This is a genomic window from uncultured Marivirga sp., assembly GCF_963974845.1.
Taxonomy (GTDB): Bacteria; Bacteroidota; Bacteroidia; order Cytophagales; family Cyclobacteriaceae; genus Marivirga; species Marivirga harenae.
Window position 1 is genome coordinate 1 of sequence record NZ_CAXBEQ010000012.1, and the last position, 19,637, is coordinate 19,637.

Consider the following 19,637-nt stretch of genomic DNA (forward strand, 5'->3'; position numbering starts at 1 on the left):
ATGGTAATGGGGTTTTAACTAATGCCACCACCTCTACGCCAACTTATACGCCAGATCCTTTGGATGCCGGTGCAAATGTGACGCTAACACTTACGGTCAGTGGAAATGGGTCTTGTGTGGATGCGGTCGATACTAAAGTCTTAGCGGTTACTGCTGAGCCTACTGCAAATGCTGGAGCTGATGATGAAGTTTGTGAAAATACTGCTTACACCGTTAGTGATGCCGCAGTTACTAATAGTGCTGGAATTAACTGGACTTCTGATGGTAATGGGGTTTTAACTAATGCCACCACCTCTACGCCAACTTATACGCCAGATCCTTTGGATGCCGGTGCAAATGTGACGCTAACACTTACGGTCAGTGGAAATGGGTCTTGTGTGGATGCGGTCGATACTAAAGTCTTAGCGGTTACTGCTGAGCCTACTGCAAATGCTGGAGCTGATGATGAAGTTTGTGAAAATACTGCTTACACCGTTAGTGATGCCGCAGTTACTAATAGTGCTGGAATTAACTGGACTTCTGATGGTAATGGGGTTTTAACTGATGCAAATACTATTACACCAACTTATACGCCTGATCCGACTGATGCAGGTACAAATGTGACGCTAACACTTACAGTCAGTGGAAATGGGTCTTGTGTGGATGCGGTCGATACTAAAGTTATTGCAATTTCAGTTCTTCCAGTTGGGACCGTAACTTCCACTGGTTCAGAAGTATGTATTTCAGAACCAATTACCCTGGGAGGTACAATAAATTCGGGTGCTTCCACAGGTTCTTGGATTATTCAAACTGGCCAGGGATCTGGTCCTGAGAATTCTGGAACTCTGTCTGCCACTGCAAACAATTCTGGTACCTGGGAATCAGTTTTCACTCCGGATGGATCCTATTTTGGAAATGTAACCTTTGAATTTGTAGCAAATTCTGGTTCTTCTTGTCCTAGTGATATTACCACAAAAATTATCACAATTAGATCGCTGCCAACCGTGGTGGATCAGTCCTACACCCTTTGTGAAGATACTTCCGGGTCTGGCAGTGTAAACGTAAATTTAACATCATATAACACCGATGTTACAACTGAAAATCAATCGAATGTTACAATTGCATGGTTTACAAATAGCAGTTTAACAAATCCAGTTCTTGACGAAACTGACGTAGATATTAATGGGAGTGCCACTTATTACGCAAGAGTTACATTAAATGCAACTAACTGTTTTGATAGGGCGCAAGTGGACTTTACTGTAAATCCTCAAATTGTTTTAACCGCGGGTTCGGATGAAATAATTTGTGACGGAGATGTATTAGATCTTTCTAACTCTTCGACTTTACCATCCGAAAGTAATGCATCTACTCTTTTATGGACATCAAACGGAGACGGATCATTTAATGATGATACAGCAATAACACCAATGTACACACCGGGGCCAACGGATTTTGCAAACTCACCAATCACATTGACTTTAACGGCAAGTTCTGCAGGCCCTTGTGCAGCTGAAGTAGATCAAATGGAACTCACCATAAATCCTGTACCGGTAATCGACCCTGTTTCTGACTTAAGCCTTTGCCCTGGTGATACCCATGGGAGTACAAGCTTTAGTGCTGATATATCTGGTGGTACGTTCAATTGGTCATTAACGAATTCATCTCAGTTAGGAATTTCGTCTAGCGGCACTGGTAATCTACCGGCCTTGAATGCTCAATCAAATACGAGCGGGGCCGTTATTACTTCTGTTGTCACTATTGATTATGTTTTAAATGGATGTAGCGCTGCCTCCGAAACTTTCAATATAGATGTTAAACCGACTCCTGTTATAGATGGTGTAAGTAATATTCAAGTTTGCCCTGGATCCACAGTAAATGTAAACTTCAATGCAAATACAACGGGCGAAACATTTTCATGGTCAAATGATAATACGGCCGTTGGAGTAGGACTTGTAAGCAATGGGTCTGGCGATATAAGCTTTACAGCTGAGTCAAATAATACAGGTGCTGCAATTACAAGCAATTTCACTTATTCGGCCACCCTAAACGGTTGTGCTAGTACTATCAAAACTTTCACAGTAACTTTATTACCAAAACCGGTAATAGCTCCTTTTAGCTCTATCGAAGTATGTTCTTTTGATAACATAAGTACTTCCTTTAGTAGTAATGTAAGCGGAAGTACATTTAGTTGGACTAATGATAATACAGCAACTGGAATTGCTGCAGCTGGCAATGGTAATATCAACGTTAACGCAAGCGAAAACCTATCTGGGGTTGACCAGGTCAGTAATATTACAGTGACGGCAACAAGAAATGGTTGTATTAGCGAAGTTGAAACCTTCACAGTAACAGTTAAACCAAAGCCTATTTTAAACACAGTTTCTTCTTTTGAAATCTGTGCTACTGATAATATTTCTGCAACGACCCTATCTGATAATTCGGGAGGGGCTAGCACAATATCCTGGACAGCTTCAAATGCATCTGCAATCGGTTTGCCTTCTAGCTCTGGAACTGGAAATATACCTGCATTTACTGCTAATAGTAATAATACAACCGCTACTATTGTTTCCAATGTTACGGTTACAAGTACATGGGATGGATGTGTAAGTGATCAAATCAATTTCCAAATCAGGCTGAAGCCGACTCCAATAATGAACTCCATATCAGATGATGAATTATGCGCTGGTGAAATCTATAGTGTAAATTTCGGGAATAGCTTGGGAGCTTCGACAACTTATAGTTGGGTAAATGATAATACTGCAATTGGTTTAGCTGCATCTGGCAATGGAGACAATATCAATTTTACAGCAAATAGTAATAATAGCGGCTCTCCAATTGTTGCTAATATTATAGTCACACCGACAAATAATTCTTGTGTTGGCACATCGCAATCGTTTTCATTAACTTTAAATCCATCACCGGTTATTTCACCAATTAGTGATGTTGAATTATGTCCGAACAATTTTATTTCGATCCCAGTAACTACTGATTTATCTAATACCAACCTTACATTAACAGTTTCTGATAATTCGGTTTTTGCAGTAGGCCCAATTTTAAATGGGCAAAATATTGAATTTACTACTAACTTAAATACAACAGGTGCAGACATAACATCTAATATTGAGGTTACTTCAGAACAAAATGGTTGTGAGTCTAGTGAAGATTTTAATGTTACTCTATTCTATGAACCACTTGTTAGTTCGGAACCTGATGAAGGACCTTTATGTTACCCGGGATCTGTAAATAGCAGGACCTTTGGACATGATTCTGGCACGGGGAATTTCAGCTGGGAAGTAACCAATGCAGACTTAATCGGAGATGCTACTCCTACGTCAGGAACTGGAATCTTCCCAGGTTTTGATTTAGCAGATAATCAAACAGGAATACCGATTGAAGGATATGTGAAATATTTTAGTGAAAGAAATGGATGTTTAAGTAGTCCTGATTCATTTAAAATTACTTTAAAACCATCACCTATAATACTAAATACAGACACTGCATTTTGTGAAGGTGATTTCGTAAATATTGATTTTTCTGATAATGTTGGGGATGATGCAACTTATGAATGGCAAATTGATAATTTAACTATAGGGATAAATAACAGTGACGGTACGACTGACCAGTCTATAACGCCTGCTGGATTTACAGCGGTTAATTCTTCAGATACAGAGGATAATGTGGCCAATATAACAGTTTTCTCCACTATTGATGGTTGTGCGGGACCTGTTAAAACTATTGAGGTTAGAGTACTGCCAAATCCAACTTTGTCTAATAATATTTTAGAATTCACAACTTGTTCAAATGACACTTTCTCGTTTGTGCCAGAGTCTAGTATACCATCTACCGATTTCGAATGGACCTACATTTCTGGTGATACTTCGGTTGTGCAAGGAGTAGAATTGTCGGGTACAGGCGACATTAATCTCGATCTAATTAATACTTCAGGCACGGATCAAAACTTAGTATATGGAATCACTCCTTTAAATAGTAATTGTATTGGCACCAGTGAAGAATTAACCATTACAGTAAGACCAGAAATCAAATTTCAAAATATTCAAAACGAGTACTTTGTGTGCAGTGGTCAAGATTTTGAATTACCAATAACTTTGACTAACAATCTACACGTAAATGATATTGAATATTTCTGGACGGTGTCTGAAAACGAAGCTGGCGCTAATGATAGTACTGCTACTGCAATTGGAGGAAACCTTACAAATTCTGTATCTGGCCAAAGAGATACCGTAGTATACACCATTACACCTAGACTTTTAGATGGGACATGTGCAGGAAATACTGAAGTTTTTTCTGTAATTATTAATCCAAATGCAATAGTTGAAATATTACCTGCTAATGACATTTGCGAAGGAGAAAACCTTACACTAGAAGCTCAATTATTAAATGGATCTGGAAGTGGCCAGTGGAGTGGTGGAGATGGATCATTTACTTCAAGCACCTCTCCTATCACTACATATATCCCAGATGAAAGTGAGTATGGTGAAAATGTTACTTTACGATTTACAGTAAATGACCCTGATGGTAGTGGCCCATGTACGTCAACCTTTGATGAGGTGACCGTAGCAGTAAATCTTCTACCCAATGTAGCAATTACTGGAAATCCATTCCCGAACAATTTGTATTGTATAAGAAACGGAATCAAAGAACTTACCGGAAGTCCAGCTGGAGGTATTTTCACTGGTAGAGGTGTTTTTGAACAGGATGGAGCATATTTCTTCAATCCTGAGACAGCAACAGTTGGAGGTCCATATACTATCACCTATGAATTTACCAACAGTAACGGATGTACTAATTCTACTGAAACCACAGTTCAAGTTACCAATGGACCAAACTCAAATTTTGAAATAGAAACCGATGACAGCGAGGGTTTCTTTTGCTCTAATGCCTTCCTTGAACTAGATCCAACTTCATCAGGAGGAACGTTCAGCGGCAAGGGTATAGAAATTTTAGGTGGTATCTCCTACTTTAATGCTTCATCACCAGAAGTAGCTGGTCTAGATTCCGTTGAAATTACTTATACAATATTTGAATCTGAAACCAGCTGTACAGCGTTTACAACGAAGAAAATAAGGAGAATTCCTGCGCCAGAAATTGAAATAGTTTATCAAAATATTTGTGATGTTGATAATGCAGTTCAAATTTTCATTGATCCTGGTTATGATCACCCTCAAGATTCTTTAGTGTCATTCCAATTAGAATATGAAAATTCACCAAACAGGATATATGAAGAAGGTCAAATCGAGCAATTCAGCTCTCCTGGTGTTAAATCAATTACTATTGTTGGAACAACTGCTTTAGGATGTACTTTTGAAAAGACGACTACAATAAATGTTGGGAACATTCAAAAAACTGATTTTTCAGTTAATAATTTGAAAACCAGTAGCAATGGTCAACAACCAACACAATTTACCAATCAAAGTATGCTAGATGTATTGAATGGCGACCCAAGTTTAAATTTAATAGAGTCATTCCAATGGGATTTTGGGGTTGAAGGTGTGAATACAGATATTTCTATCCTAGAAAACCCATCATTCAATTATGAAAATGCCGGAGCTTACGATGTAAAATTGGTTATCACCTCATCTTTAGGATGTACAGACTCAATCATAAAAACGATTGATATAGTTCCTGCTGTAGATACATATCCATATTTGGAAACATTTGATCAAAATTCAGGTGGTTGGTATTCTCAATCAATAGATACTATTTCTAGTTCTTGGATACATGATTTCCCTAATGGAGCCTTCGTAGGTAAAAATGACAATCCAAATCCAGGTAAAATTTGGAAAACCGCTACAGATGGTATATCGGGTTATAAAGTCAATGAAAATTCCTTCCTATACAGCCCAACTTTTGATCTTACTAGTTTAGAAAAACCAATGATTGCTTTCGATATGTGGTTAGATGTTGAAGACGAAAGATTTGAAGGTGCAATATTAGAATACTCCACTGATGGTGAAAACTGGTTTGTATTTGGATCAGAAGGTGATGAACTAAATTGGTATAATATATCAAACAGATTTCCAATTGGAGGACAAACTTCGAATGAAGATGCATTTGCTTGGTACTTTACAGAGAATCAAAGAAATTGGATCAGAGTTGCTCATTCGATTAGTGAGGATTTAATCAGTAATTTCCTTAGTGTCTCTTTTAGAATAAACTTCAGAGGAGATAGGTACAGTGGAACTCCTATTGGTATGGCAATTGATAACATATACGTAGGCGAAAGACAAAAGCTGGTACTACTTGAAAGCTTCACAAATTTAAATTCTGCGAATTATATCAATAATAGAAGTAATGTAGAAGATTTGGTTTCTTCTGAAGTGGGCAAAGATGTGCTTCCAATGAATTTCCATATTTCTTTGCCATCTCCTGATTCGATCAATATCAGGAATTCAGTAGAGATGGATGCTAGAGCAAGTATCTATGACGTAGATGAAAGCCCTACATTAATTATCGATGGGGAGTTATTTGAAGGAAATATATTCGAATCTCCTAACCTATTGAATAGTGAATTTGAACAAATTATAACACGAAGGTCACTTTTAGAACCAAGTAATTTAATTGAGGTTTCCATTGATGAAACTGCCAATGAAAACACCATTCGTTTTGATGCTAGCTTAAGTCCAAATAACGATACTACCATTAATTTGATTGGGTACTACTTTATTATTGAGAAATCTATTGATAATACTGAACTTACAAATATCGTACGAAAGATTTTGCCAAACATAAATGGAGTAAATCTAGATGAACTTTCAGAAAATATAACTAACACGTATGAGTGGGAGGTGAATTCAATCTATTCTAATGATGATCTAGCTATTGTATCCATAGTTCAAGATAAAATTACAAACAGAATATTTGAAATTAATATAGACGATGTAAATCAAGCTAAATATGCTAAAGTGATCCTAAATATTAATGAAGGATTTGAATCAATTGGAATGAATCTATATCCAAATCCAAGCAGAGGAAATCTAAATATACGCTTTGCTAAAGCTTTAAATTCGGATATTGACATTATGATCCTGGATTCAAATGGTAAAATCATAAAGACAAGTAAGATTCCAAGTAATACAACTGAAACTGAACTTGACTTAAGTGGATTTGCCTCAGGAGTATATCATGTCATCTCCAAAAATTCTAATGGAGATCTCAATCGACAAAAAATAGTCTTGATTGATTAATTCTATTCATATAATTTTCAAAACTATATTGATTAACTGGCGTTATTTGACATATGAGTGTATTTAGTATCATAATTTAAGGATAATGTACACTCAGTTTTATTAAAGTATTTTTTTACTTAATTTCGTGAATTCTTAAACCATTGTTTCAACATTTAATATAATTTAATATACATGTCAGACCACGCAAAATTATCATACGCAGGAAAAGATTACGACCTACCGGTCATTCAAGGTACTGAAAAAGAGATAGCTGTTGATATTAGTAAACTAAGGGCTAGTAGTGGACTTATTACAATCGATCCAGGATTTAAAAACACGGGTTCTACTAAAAGTGCTATTACTTTTTTAAATGGGGAAGAGGGGATCTTAAGATATAGAGGCTATTCTATAGAAGAACTTGCCGAGAAATCATCATTTTTGGAAGTATCATATCTATTGATATATGGTGATTTACCAACTCAAGCTCAGCTAGAAAAATTTCAGAATCAAATTACCACACACACCTTGGTTCATGAAGATATTAAAAAAATATTAGATGGATTCCCATCAAATGCACATCCAATGGGCGTTTTATCCTCTTTGGTTTGTTCATTAACAGCTTTCTATCCTGAATCATTGGATCCTAACAGATCTGCTAAGGAAGTTGATTTGAGTATAATCAGAATATTATCTAAAATGCCAACTTTTGCAGCTTGGGCATTTAAGAATCAAATTGGGCATCCGGTAAATTACCCTGATAATGAGTTAGATTATCAGTCAAATTTCCTTAAAATGATGTTTGCCCTACCAGCAGAAAAATACAAAGTAAATCCAGTGGTGGCTAAGGCACTGAACACTTTATTAATTCTGCATGCTGATCACGAGCAAAACTGTTCCACTTCCACTGTTAGGGTAGTAGGAAGTTCGCAAGCCAGTTTGTATGCCTCAATATCAGCTGGTATCAACGCACTATGGGGGCCATTGCATGGTGGTGCTAATCAAGCAGTTTTAGAAATGCTAGAACAAATTGAAAAAGCAGGTGGAGATACCGCTAAATTTATTGCGAAAGCAAAAGATAAAAATGATCCTTTCCGTTTAATGGGATTTGGTCATAGAGTTTACAAAAACTTTGACCCAAGAGCTAAAATCATCAAAAAAGCAGCTGATGATGTCTTAGGGCAATTAGGAGTTGATGATCCGTTATTAACTATTGCCAAAGAATTGGAACAAATTGCTTTGAAAGATGAGTATTTTGTAGAGAAAAAACTTTATCCTAATGTTGATTTCTACTCAGGTATTATTTACAGAGCGATGGGTATTCCGACAGAGATGTTTACTGTCATGTTCGCATTAGGCCGACTTCCAGGATGGATCGCACAATGGAAGGAAATGAGAGAAAATAATGAACCAATTGGACGACCAAGACAGGTTTATACTGGAGAGAATCTTCGTTCATATGTTGATTTAAACAAGAGATAATTATAACAAGTAATTTATTTTCAAAGTCAACCTATAAATCTGGGTTGACTTTTTTATTTTTACAGAAATAACAAAACACATAGATGAGTTTACAAGAAGAATTTAAAAATGCAGCCGAGAGGTCAAAAACGGATATCAGTGAAAGGCCTTCAAATGAAGAACTGCTAAAACTATATGCACTATACAAACAGGGAGACGAGGGAGATGTTAAAGGAGAAAGACCTGGAGGTTTCGATTTCAAAGCCATAGCAAAATACAATGCTTGGGAAGAATTAAAAGGTAAGTCATCAGAAGACGCCATGAAAGAATACATTGACCTAGTCAATAAATTAGCTAACTGATAAATATATTAATTTGCAACCAACGGAAACAAATATATTTCTCAAAAATATAGCTCAAACTTCGCCCTTTCCCTTTTTATTAGAGATAGAACGCGCAGAAGGCATTTATTTACATTCAACGAATGGAAATAAATATATGGACTTAATTTCCGGTGTTGCAGTTAGTAATTTAGGCCACCAACATCCAAAAGTAGTAAACGCGATTAAAGAACAACTGGAAAAGCACATGCACATTATGGTTTATGGTGAGTATGTGCAATCATCAGTAAATAAATTAGCAAGAATCCTTGTTGAAAACCTTCCACAACATCTAAACAGTGTATATTTCTGTAATAGTGGAGCGGAATCCATTGAAGGAGCATTAAAATTAGCTAAGAGAGTTACAGGTCGGACCGAATTACTTGCATTCAAAGGTGCCTATCATGGCAGCACGCATGGGGCACTAAGTATTTCAGCTAATGAAAAGAAAAAGTACAGGTTCAGGCCTCTTCTACCTGACGTTCGTTTTTTAAGATTAAATAAATTCGAAGATTTAAACTTAATTAGTAGAAAAACAGCTTGTGTCGTAATTGAAACCATTCAAGGTGATGCAGGAGTTCGAATTCCTGAGAGGAAATTTTTAGAAGCATTGCGTAAAAAATGCAATGAAACAGGTACTTTGCTAATTATGGATGAGATTCAATCTGGAATTGGAAGGACGGGGAAGCTTTTTGCATTCGAACATTTTGGAGTTGAACCAGATATTTTATGCACTGCGAAAGCGCTAGGAGGCGGATTACCACTAGGCGCTTTTATTGCAGATAAAAATCATATGGATTTATTTACCAAGCAACCAATGCTAGGGCACATCAACACCTTTGGTGGAAACCCAATGAGTTGTGCAGCAGCTGCTGCTACCCTAGAAGTCATCTTAGAAGGTAATTTCTTGAATGAAGTGGAAAGGAAAGGTGAGAAAATTGAAAATTTAATAAATCATCCATCAATAGTAGAAATAAGGAGAAAAGGGATGATGTTTGCCTTTGAATTTGAAACTGAAGAAATTGTAGGTAGGATTGTTGAAAACTGCCTGGAAAATGGTGTTATCTGTTTTTGGTTTCTTTCGTGCCCAAACAGCTTTAGAATTGCTCCTCCCCTAACAATAAATGACGAGGAAATTGAAAAAGCCTGCAAGGTCATTAATGAGGCTATTGAGAAAGCCGTAAAGCTGATTAATAATGATCAGTCATAATTATTGTAATTGGTAAGAGAATATGGCAGCTTTTCATCTCTTAAAAAAAATAGACGCTAATCAGTTATCTAAATTAATAGATAGTTTTCAAAAGGAACACGTGAATGTTAACTATCAACCTTCAAGGCATTTACTTGAATTTTCGGAAGGAGAAGAGTTATCTGTTCGACTACCGTTTTTCATCAAATACGAACACCATAAAATAATACCCTCTAATTTTCTTATCGTCTTGATTCACTCGGGGGAAGCTGCCCTGGCTTATTCTGAGGAAGATCAAATTACAGAACATAAGATGGTCAAAGCTTATATGGTAAGACAAAAGCAAGGAAAGAGTCAGATTAAACACCTTAAAACTAAAGGGAAATCTAAAGCGGGTTCTCGAGTTAGATTAGCAGGCACCGACCATTTTTTTGAGGAAATAAATGAAAAAATATCAGAATGGAATGAGTATTATGATATTGATAAAATCGCTATAAGTTGCAATAAAACGCTACAGCCTTATTTCTTCAATAGAAGTGATGCCGCACTAAAAAAAGATGATAACAGGATAATCAAAATTCCTAAACATATACAAGAGGCAAATTTCGAAAACTTAACATCTATTCACAAATATCTAATATCAACGGAGTTGAATTTTGAAAACTCTGAAAAGGATTTTATAAAGGAATTGGTTTTAAATATAACAAATGAGTAAAAAAATAAACTGGAGAAAGGAAGCAATTAGCTGGGGAGTAATGATTGCCATTTTTGGAACACTTTACATCACAGGCTGGCATGCACCTGTTATGGGGAAAATACAATCTTGGCTTTTAGCCACGCATCTGATTACGCCATCAATAGAAAACATAGAAATTGAATCTTTTAATTTTGATGGCGAATTAATTACTCCTAATGGCGAAAGAATTTCTTATGCGCAATTACAGAACAAAACCATTTTCATTAATTATTGGGCTACTTGGTGTCCACCTTGCTTGGGTGAAATGCCCCATATAGAAAAACTATATCAACAGCTTAAAGATAATCATGATATTGCGTTTTTAATGATTTCAAAGGACAATGATTTTAATAAAGCAATAAAATTTAAAGAAAAAAAAGAGTATGAATTACCCATCTATCAGGAATTGAGAAGCCCAGTACAATTACAGTCTCAAACCCTCCCTACGACCTTTGTGATTAAACAGGGAAAAATCGTCTTCCGAAAAGAAGGTATGAGTAATTTTAATACTGAGGAATTCAGAGATTTCTTAAGCAAAAACTAGAATCTTTAGCTCAATGAATTTTTGCAAAACCAAATTGGTTTATTAGGTATAAACATCTTATTTTAGGTGAATTATTTAAAATCTTTAAAATCGATTCCATGAGCTGGTTACGAAAAATTGGTTTCTTCAGTGCTTTTATCATTCCTACCTTAACCATAGTAGGATTCTACTTTGGTGGAATTGCTAATTTATCTGCATTAATTTTCGTTTATGCGTTGATACCTTCCATTGATGCAGCTGTTGGAAGAGATTACAATAATATTCCCAAGGAAGCTGTAAAGAGTGTTTCCAATGATTTCTATTACAGATTTATCACCTATTGCTGGACATACTTTCAATTGGCATTTTTGCTTTGGGCTGTATGGGTTGTTTCAACTAATCAATTAACAGTATTTGAAGCAATTACATTCACTATTGCAGTTTCCTTATCTACGGGAGGAATAGGGATAACAGTTGCTCATGAGTTAGGGCATAAAAAGTCAAAATTAGAGAAGTTTTATAGCAAAGTGCTATTAATGAGTGTTAGTTATATGCATTTTTATATCGAGCACAATAAAGGTCATCACCTGCGTGTTTCCACACACGAGGACCCTGCAACCAGCAGAGAAAATGAAAGCTTTTATGCATTTTGGTGGCGCTCTGTAAGTCAAGGTTATTTAAGTGCCTGGGAAATAGAAAACAAGCGATTAGAAAGAAAGAATAAACCCAAATTCTCCATTCATAATCAGATGATATGGTTTACACTTTTGCCTTTCATTTTTGCTTTTAGCTTAACTTTGGGTGTAAGCATCATAATAGGAGCGTTCACCTGGATTCCATTTGCATTCTTTTTTGCACAAAGCTTTCTGGCATTTTCCTTATTAGAGGCTGTCAATTATGTTGAACATTATGGGTTAAGAAGAAAAAAACTAGATGATCAGCGCTATGAAAGAGTAGCTCCGCATCATTCTTGGAATGCCAATCATATGGTGAGTAATTTCTTTCTTTTCCAGCTTCAAAGACACTCAGACCATCATTTTAATGCCATCAAACGATATCAAGTTTTGGACAATTATGAAAGTGCTCCACAACTGCCAGCAGGATATCCAACAATGATTCTTCTGGCACATTTCCCTCCATTATGGTTTAAAGTGATGAATCCAAAATTGCAAAAATGGAATAATCTAAAATCGACAACTTCCTAATTAAAACTTGTTAAGGCCTATCGAATACATGTGATTAGCATTCTCAAACATCATTTTGGATTACCTTTTAACTGAGTCGACAATATGACCACACCTAGCGCCATTAAGGCGATAAACAAAAAAGATGCTTGTAAATTTAGCCAATCTGCCAAATATCCGATTAAAGGAGGTGCCAATAAAAATCCAAAAAAGCCCATTGTGGAAACGGCCGCTAAAGCCACACTAGAGCTCATAGATTTAGATTTTCCAGCAAGACTAAACACCAAGGGGACAACTGAGGACACTCCTGCGCCCACAATAAAAAAGGCCAATAAGGAAACGATTTTGCCTGGAAACAAAATCAAAATCAATAGTCCGCTGAAATTCAGAAGGCCACTAAAAAAGATAATTCTTTTCACGCCAAATTTAGTAGTGAAATAATCGGCAACAAATCTAACCCCTGCCATACTAATCATGAAAAACATATAGGCTAACCCTAATATATCTTTCGGTGCATTCACCACTTTTTTATAGTACACTCCACTCCAATCAAACATGGTCCCTTCGCACATCATAGAGCAAAAGGCAATTATCCCTAAAAGCAATAATGACCTATCAGGAATGGCAAAAATCGGCTTATCCTCGCTCTCGTCTAAGTCTGATTTAATTAGATACTTAAAACTAATAATTGCGGCAATAATGCTAGCACTGAAAATTAAGATGTAATGATATTTCAATAAGATTTCCTTACCTATCATAAATGCACCTACAATTGCACCAAAGAAGCCGGCTAAACTCCACATTCCATGAAAACTAGCCATTATATTCTTTTTATACTCTTTTTCTAAACTGACGGCTTGTGTATTGATTGCAATATTTACCATATTACCCATTAAGCCGAAAAGAAATAAAACAAATCCTAAGATGAATATATTTTCAGATATTGCTATGGCGACTAAGGACAGTAAATAAAGAATAATTGATAATCGTGCAACTAAAAAACTATTCCATTTTGCTACTAAAAAGCCCGCTACAGGAAGTGAAATGAATGAACCTATAGGTAACATGAGAAGGAGTGTACCCAATTCAGCTTCACTTAATGAAAATTTTTCTTGAATAGTGGGGATTCGAGATGCCCAACTAGCGAAGGTAAGTCCGTAACAAAAAAATATAGTGCTAATTGCCCATCGTGATTTTACCAATAGACTTTGCGGAAAATGAGCCATTCGTGAAATGATTTTCGAATAGAATTCAAATTTAGCGAGGAATTATTCCTAATAATACCATTTTGACCTGCCTCTCCTCAACATTTTTCTCACATCACGTATAAATGCTAAGGCTAAATATATTAATATTGGGGAGCCAAATGTTAAAAAGGAGGAATAAATAAAAAATATTCTAATATGAGAAGTAGGAAGATCCATCATTTCACCCAGTCGGGTGCAAACGCCAAATGCCTGATTTTCGATGAATTGTTGAACTTTTTTCATAATATCCCTTGAATTTAAACAAATAAGGCAAATGCCTCGTTAATTATTCGATAAAAGTAGAAATCTTTTCTTAAATTTACTAAATACATTGGAATAGTTCCAATATAAATATAATTTCGCATTAACTTCCAAACATAATCAAATAATGAATCAAATGAGACAATTATTTTACGCAGCTGTTCTTTTAGGAACAATGACTTTTTCAGGTTGTGCATTAAATAAGATGATGCAGGCCGCAGAAGAGCAAGCTATTGATGTAACTCCAAATCCTCTAGAGCTTCATGGTGAAGAGGTAGCATTCACGGTAGACTTTCAATTACCTTCTAAAATGCTTAAAGACGGAATCACCTATACAGTAAATCCATACTACGTCTATGGCGACAAAGAAATTGCTTTAGATGCAGTGGATTTTGTGAAAGCTGATTTCCCTAACAGCGATACAGAGCCAGTTAGAACAAGTCAAGAATTCACATTCAATTATGAAGAGGACATGAATGTAAAAGGTGAATTGGTAATGCAAGGAACTGCCACAATCGAAAAGAATGGTAAGTCAGCATCTACTGATAGAAAAACCTATGCGACTGGTATCATTACCACTTCTCAAATGGTTATGCCTTCTTATCATGCTGCTTATGCTGATCATGGTTATAACAACAAAGAAGAATTGGTACCAACAAATGTTAATTTTTACTTCGACCAAGGTAGGTCAGTTTTAAAAACTTCTGAATTAAGAAGCGATAGAGGTAAAAAATTCAATGCATTTATAGCTGATAAAAATGTAACAAAAACTGTTACTATAACAGGTACTCACTCTCCAGAGGGTCCTGAAAGAATTAACAGTAACTTGTCGCAAGATAGAGCTAAGGCAATTGAAAACTACTACAGAAGACAAATGAATCGTTATGACTACAAAGGCATGGCGGAATCTATTGAATTCATTTTGAAGCCAGTTGTTGAAGATTGGTCTGACTTCAAAAAAGCGTTAGCTGCATATGATGGCATAACTGATGCTCAAAAGAGCGAATACACTAAGATTGTAAACGGTTCTGGAAGCTTTGAGGAAAAAGAAGATAGATTGCAAAAGTTATCTACATACAAAAAAGTATTCAAAGATATCTACCCTGATTTAAGAGCTGCTAAAACTGAAGTATTAACAGTTAAAGAGAAAAAGACTGACGCAGAAATCTCTGTTTTATCTAAGCAAGTAGCTGCAGAAACTACTTCAGCTGATACATTATCTTTAGAAGAATTAATGTATGCTGCTAGCATGACTCCATCTTTAGAGGAGAAAGCTACTATTTTAAAAGCTGCGACTAAGAAAAACGATGATAGCCCAGTTGCTCACAACAATTATGGAGCAGTTCATTTAGAGTTAGCTATGGACGCTGAAGGAGATCAGATGACCTCATTAGTAGAACAAGCTATTACTCAATTTGAGATTTCTAATAAAAAATCTGAAAATGCTGAAGCTTATGCAAACTTAGCAACTGCTTATGCTATGCAAGGAAATTACGAAAAAGCATATGATGCAGTATCTAAAGCTGATCAAATGACTTTAAGTAGCGAGAATGAAAGAGGTTTAATGGGTGTTAAAGGCGCGTTAGAAATCATGATGGGTGAGTACAGCGATGCTTCAACTTCTCTCAAAAACACTGATGATTCTGAAGTTAACATGTTTAACAAAGGATTGGCATTAGTATTGCAAGGTAATTATGAGAATGCTGTAAGTACATTACAAGAAGTTGCAGGAAAGACTTCAGGAAAAGGTGTACATGCTCAGGCTCACTATTTAGCTGCTGTAGCTAGTGCAAGATTAGGTAAAGAAGCCGATGTAATCAGTCATTTAGAAAAAGCTGTTGCAGCTGATTCTAGCTTAAAATCGAAAGCATTGTCTGATTTAGAGTTTTCTAACTATTCATCTAACGACAACTTTAGAAATGCATTGAAGTAAAATTCAAATCATTTTATATCAAAGCATCAGCCAGCAGGCTGATGCTTTTTTTTTGCTCAATTGTAAGCATAATTTCGTCAAAAGGATATAATCTTAAGAAAAGTTTATGAACTCTTAGATTTGAGTTGGTAATTGGCAGTTGAATAACTATTTTTACCCTGTAAAATTTACAAGATAGATGAGAGAAATTCAGTTTAGAGAAGCACTTAATGAAGCAATGTCCGAAGAAATGAGACGTGATGAAAACGTTTTCATTATGGGTGAGGAAGTAGCGGAATACAATGGTGCATATAAAGTAACACAAGGGATGTTGGACGAGTTTGGTCCTAAAAGAGTAATTGACACCCCAATTACTGAGCTAGGATTTTCCGGAATAGGTGTTGGAGCAGCAATGAACGGAACTAGACCAATAATAGAATTCATGACCTTCAATTTTTCATTAGTTGCAATAGATCAGATTATTAATTCTGCGGCAAAAATGATGAATATGTCTGGTGGCCAATTTAATGTACCAATAGTTTTTAGAGGAGCAACAGGAAATGCAGGCCAATTGGCGTCTCAGCATTCACAAAACTTTGAAAACTGGTATGCTAATACACCCGGTCTAAAAGTTGTTGTCCCTTCAAATCCATACGATGCTAAAGGATTACTGAAATCTGCTATTCGTGATGATGATCCTGTTATTTTTATGGAATCAGAATTAATGTATGGGGACAAGGGAGAAGTTCCTGAATCGGAATTTCTTGAACCGATCGGTAAAGCCAAAATTACTAAAGAGGGCAGTGACGCTACATTGATATCTTTTGGTAAGATGATGAAAGTAGCACATGCTGCAGCAGAGGAAATGGAGAAGGAAGGCTACTCAATTGAAGTAATAGATTTAAGAACTGTCCGACCAATTGATTATACTACCATTTTTGAATCTGTTAAGAAAACCAACAGATGCGTAGTTGTAGAAGAAGCTTGGCCGTTAGCGTCTATTTCTGGTGATCTGACATTTAATATTCAAAAAGCAGTATTTGACTTTCTGGATGCACCAATATTAAGAGTAAATAGTTTAGATGTGCCTGTTTCCTATGCTCCTACCCTTTTGGAAGCAGTTTTACCTAATAAAGAAAGAACAATAAAAGCACTGCGAAAAGTTATGTATTTAGACTAAAAATCATTAAAACACAGCATCAAAAGGCTAATCTTGTTAAGGTTAGCCTTTTTTGTTCCCAAAAAATTAGAAATAAATTTTTAAATTATATTCAACTAGCATGCAACTACTTCCAAAAAGCAGAGTCTTTGATATAGATTTAAACAAAATTGAGGAGGTCGCTGCTGTACTGTCATTGAAAGTATTAAAAATCAATAGCTAAGAGTGTTGTAAATATTTAGTCGATTATTAGATTCTATAAAAAAGATTGGAAACGAAAAGTATACATATACATCAGGATTTAATAGTCAGTTGTAAAAAGGGTGATCAGAAGGCATTTAAAGAATTATACCAGCTTTATGCTAAATCAATGTTTAATGTTGCTTTCAGGATATTAGGTGATAATGATGAAGCTCAAGACATTTTACAGGAAGCATTCATTAAGGCGTACTATAAGATCAACCAATATAACTTTCAAGCTACATTTGGTTCCTGGTTAAAGAAGATAGTAGTCAACCAAGCATTAGACTATTTGAGAAAGGCATCTAAATGGAAAATGAATGAGTTAGCTGATGAAGACATGACAGAAGATTTAGAAATAGATTGGGAAGACATCGAATTGCAAGTGGATATTGTAAAAAGAGCCATTCATCATCTTCCCACGGGGTTTAGAACGGTAGCAAGTTTATATCTAATGGAAGGATATGAACATAAAGAGATTGCAGCGATACTTTCTATTTCAGAAAACACTTCTAAATCACAATTTCACAGAGCAAAGATTAAAATAAAAGATTATATCAAAGAATATGAGCAAGGGAAAAGACAAGCTGGAGCAATTTACTAAGGAACATAGAGAAGAATTAGAAATAGATTTCAATCTTGAAGTCAGCTGGAATCATATAGAGGACAGAATATCTCAAAATAAGAGAAGCAAGTTTTCTATTTGGATGGTCGCTGCTTCCATCATGCTAGTGCTTAGTGTTGGCTGGCTCATTTTTGATAGAATACAATTAACTAATAAAATCAATGAATTGGAAAACTTATCAGTAAATGATAAACCATACTCAGAAATTGAAGCATTCTATAAGCGAAATATAAATGAAAAAGCACTCTTAGTTCATCAATTGACTAAAAAAAGAAACATTAGAATTAGCTCAGACTTAAAATCATTAAATAAAAAATACGAGGATTTAAAATTGAAAATAAAGAAACAGGGTGCTCACCCTCAATTGGTCAATGCCATGATTCAGAATTTACAAACTCAAATTGAGATCCTTGAACAACAACTGAACATCTTGCAAGATTTACAGGAATATAGTCATAACGATAAACAAGAAAGCAATGAAATATCTATTTAAAACTTTAATAATTGTTCTAATACTGAAGGGCACAATTTCTTTTGCGCAAGATGCGAAATATGAAATAATGGATAAATCCTTTACGCCCAACAATAAGCAAACTATGTTAGAAATTGCAAATAACTTCGGTAATGTAAACTTGGCAGTATGGGATAAAAACTCAATTTCAGTCAAAATTACTCTTGAAGTTGAGGGCTACGATGAAAATGAATCTAAAAAAATTCTCGAGAAGATTGATCTAAATACTAGTCAAACTGGAAGTTTGATTTCTATTAAAACCACTCTTAAATCACACAGCAATACTTCATTTAGAAAAAAGAGCTTTAAGATTAATTATGAAATCAATTTACCTGATGGTCATCCTTTATCTGTTACAAATGAATTTGGAAACATTTTCCTCACCGATTATTCTGGTAATACAAGAATCAATTTGGAGTATGGGAACTTAACCGCTGGAAGTTTGGGCACTCTTAATTTAACTCACGAATTTGGCAAAGCAGAAATCGAATCTATTTCATCAGGTGAATTTGAGCTAAGCTATATAGACGAATTTGCATTATCTAAAGCAGACTTACTCGATCTTGAGGGTGAATTCTCTAAAATTAAAATTGGAGATATTACAACCATCAACTTTGATGTTGAATATGGTCAACTGAATATTGAAACGGTCTCCAATTACAAAGGGAGCGCTGAATTCTCGGAAATAAATATTGACAAAGTTTATTCTAATTTTGATCTAGATGCTGAATATGCGAGTGGGACCATAGACGTAAAATTTGTTAGTAAAGACATAGAATCATTTCAGCTAAATACTGAATTTTCAAAATCTGAAATCAAAATGGAAGGTGGGGCTAATTTAAGATTTGACACAAAACATTCATTCGGGAAACTGACAACTGAAGGGTCAAACATCAGTTTTAGTAAAAAAATGAAAGATATGTCCGATGAGGAATACGAAGGAACTATTGGTGGGAACGCAAATCAGAATTCGACTGTCCTAAGAATTAAAACCTCTTATGGTGGTTGCAAGTTGATTGCGAATTAAGCAAAAAAAAAGGGCTGTT

14 protein-coding genes are annotated in these 19,637 nt (G+C 35.5%); 12 read left to right on the forward strand and 2 right to left on the reverse strand.

All coding sequences use genetic code 11. The annotated features are described in order from the left end of the window. The 7 genes from AAC601_RS18280 to AAC601_RS18310 form a co-directional block, all read left to right on the forward strand. On the forward strand, positions 1 to 7,184 hold a 7,184-nt coding region (locus tag AAC601_RS18280), incomplete at its 5' end, for a PKD-like domain-containing protein (RefSeq protein WP_340154058.1). 174 nt (positions 7,185 to 7,358) lie between these two features. Then, a complete protein-coding gene (locus tag AAC601_RS18285; protein WP_303269647.1) occupies positions 7,359 to 8,645 on the forward strand; it encodes a citrate synthase in 1,287 nt (428 codons plus the stop codon). A gap of 83 nt (positions 8,646 to 8,728) precedes the next feature. Then, the gene (locus tag AAC601_RS18290; protein WP_303269649.1) at positions 8,729 to 8,986 is read left to right on the forward strand and encodes an acyl-CoA-binding protein; all 258 of its coding nucleotides are present in this window, start codon (positions 8,729 to 8,731) and stop codon (positions 8,984 to 8,986) included. 13 nt (positions 8,987 to 8,999) lie between these two features. Further along, positions 9,000 to 10,214: an aspartate aminotransferase family protein gene (locus AAC601_RS18295; RefSeq protein ID WP_303269650.1), complete on the forward strand. Its 1,215-nt coding sequence runs from the start codon at positions 9,000 to 9,002 to the stop codon at positions 10,212 to 10,214. A 22-nt stretch (positions 10,215 to 10,236) separates the two neighbouring features. Next, entirely contained in the window at positions 10,237 to 10,908 is a 672-nt protein-coding gene (locus AAC601_RS18300; RefSeq protein WP_303269651.1) for a hypothetical protein, read from the forward strand. Continuing rightward, positions 10,901 to 11,473 carry a redoxin domain-containing protein gene (locus AAC601_RS18305; protein WP_303269652.1) on the forward strand — a complete coding sequence of 191 codons (573 nt, stop codon included), beginning with the start codon at positions 10,901 to 10,903 and terminating at the stop codon, positions 11,471 to 11,473. The genes AAC601_RS18300 and AAC601_RS18305 overlap by 8 nt, the downstream gene beginning before the upstream one ends. A gap of 98 nt (positions 11,474 to 11,571) precedes the next feature. Continuing rightward, a complete protein-coding gene (locus AAC601_RS18310; RefSeq protein ID WP_303269653.1) occupies positions 11,572 to 12,657 on the forward strand; it encodes an alkane 1-monooxygenase in 1,086 nt (361 codons plus the stop codon). Between the two features lie 50 nt (positions 12,658 to 12,707). On the opposite strand, the gene AAC601_RS18315 is transcribed toward AAC601_RS18310, so the two are convergent. Both AAC601_RS18315 and AAC601_RS18320 read right to left on the reverse strand, forming a co-directional pair. Next, on the reverse strand, positions 12,708 to 13,862 hold the full coding sequence (locus AAC601_RS18315; protein WP_303269654.1) for an MFS transporter: 1,155 nt from the start codon (positions 13,860 to 13,862) through the stop codon (positions 12,708 to 12,710). Between the two features lie 48 nt (positions 13,863 to 13,910). Next, the gene (locus AAC601_RS18320; protein ID WP_303269655.1) at positions 13,911 to 14,126 is read right to left on the reverse strand and encodes a PspC domain-containing protein; all 216 of its coding nucleotides are present in this window, start codon (positions 14,124 to 14,126) and stop codon (positions 13,911 to 13,913) included. Between the two features lie 154 nt (positions 14,127 to 14,280). Between AAC601_RS18320 and AAC601_RS18325 the strand changes: the two genes are divergently transcribed. From AAC601_RS18325 to AAC601_RS18345, 5 genes are all read left to right on the forward strand, one after another. Next, a complete protein-coding gene (locus AAC601_RS18325) occupies positions 14,281 to 16,077 on the forward strand; it encodes a tetratricopeptide repeat protein (protein WP_303269657.1) in 1,797 nt (598 codons plus the stop codon). A gap of 178 nt (positions 16,078 to 16,255) precedes the next feature. Continuing rightward, positions 16,256 to 17,236 (forward strand): pyruvate dehydrogenase complex E1 component subunit beta, encoded by a 981-nt coding sequence (locus AAC601_RS18330; protein WP_303269658.1) that lies wholly within the window; start codon positions 16,256 to 16,258, stop codon positions 17,234 to 17,236. A 247-nt stretch (positions 17,237 to 17,483) separates the two neighbouring features. Further along, complete coding sequence (locus tag AAC601_RS18335; protein WP_340154059.1) at positions 17,484 to 18,059, forward strand: RNA polymerase sigma factor; 576 nt, start codon at positions 17,484 to 17,486, stop codon at positions 18,057 to 18,059. Next, complete coding sequence (locus tag AAC601_RS18340) at positions 18,022 to 18,573, forward strand: hypothetical protein (RefSeq protein ID WP_303269660.1); 552 nt, start codon at positions 18,022 to 18,024, stop codon at positions 18,571 to 18,573. The genes AAC601_RS18335 and AAC601_RS18340 overlap by 38 nt, the downstream gene beginning before the upstream one ends. Then, positions 18,557 to 19,618: a hypothetical protein gene (locus AAC601_RS18345; protein WP_340154060.1), complete on the forward strand. Its 1,062-nt coding sequence runs from the start codon at positions 18,557 to 18,559 to the stop codon at positions 19,616 to 19,618. Before AAC601_RS18340 ends, AAC601_RS18345 begins: the two co-directional genes overlap by 17 nt. Positions 19,619 to 19,637: the final 19 nt, after the last annotated feature.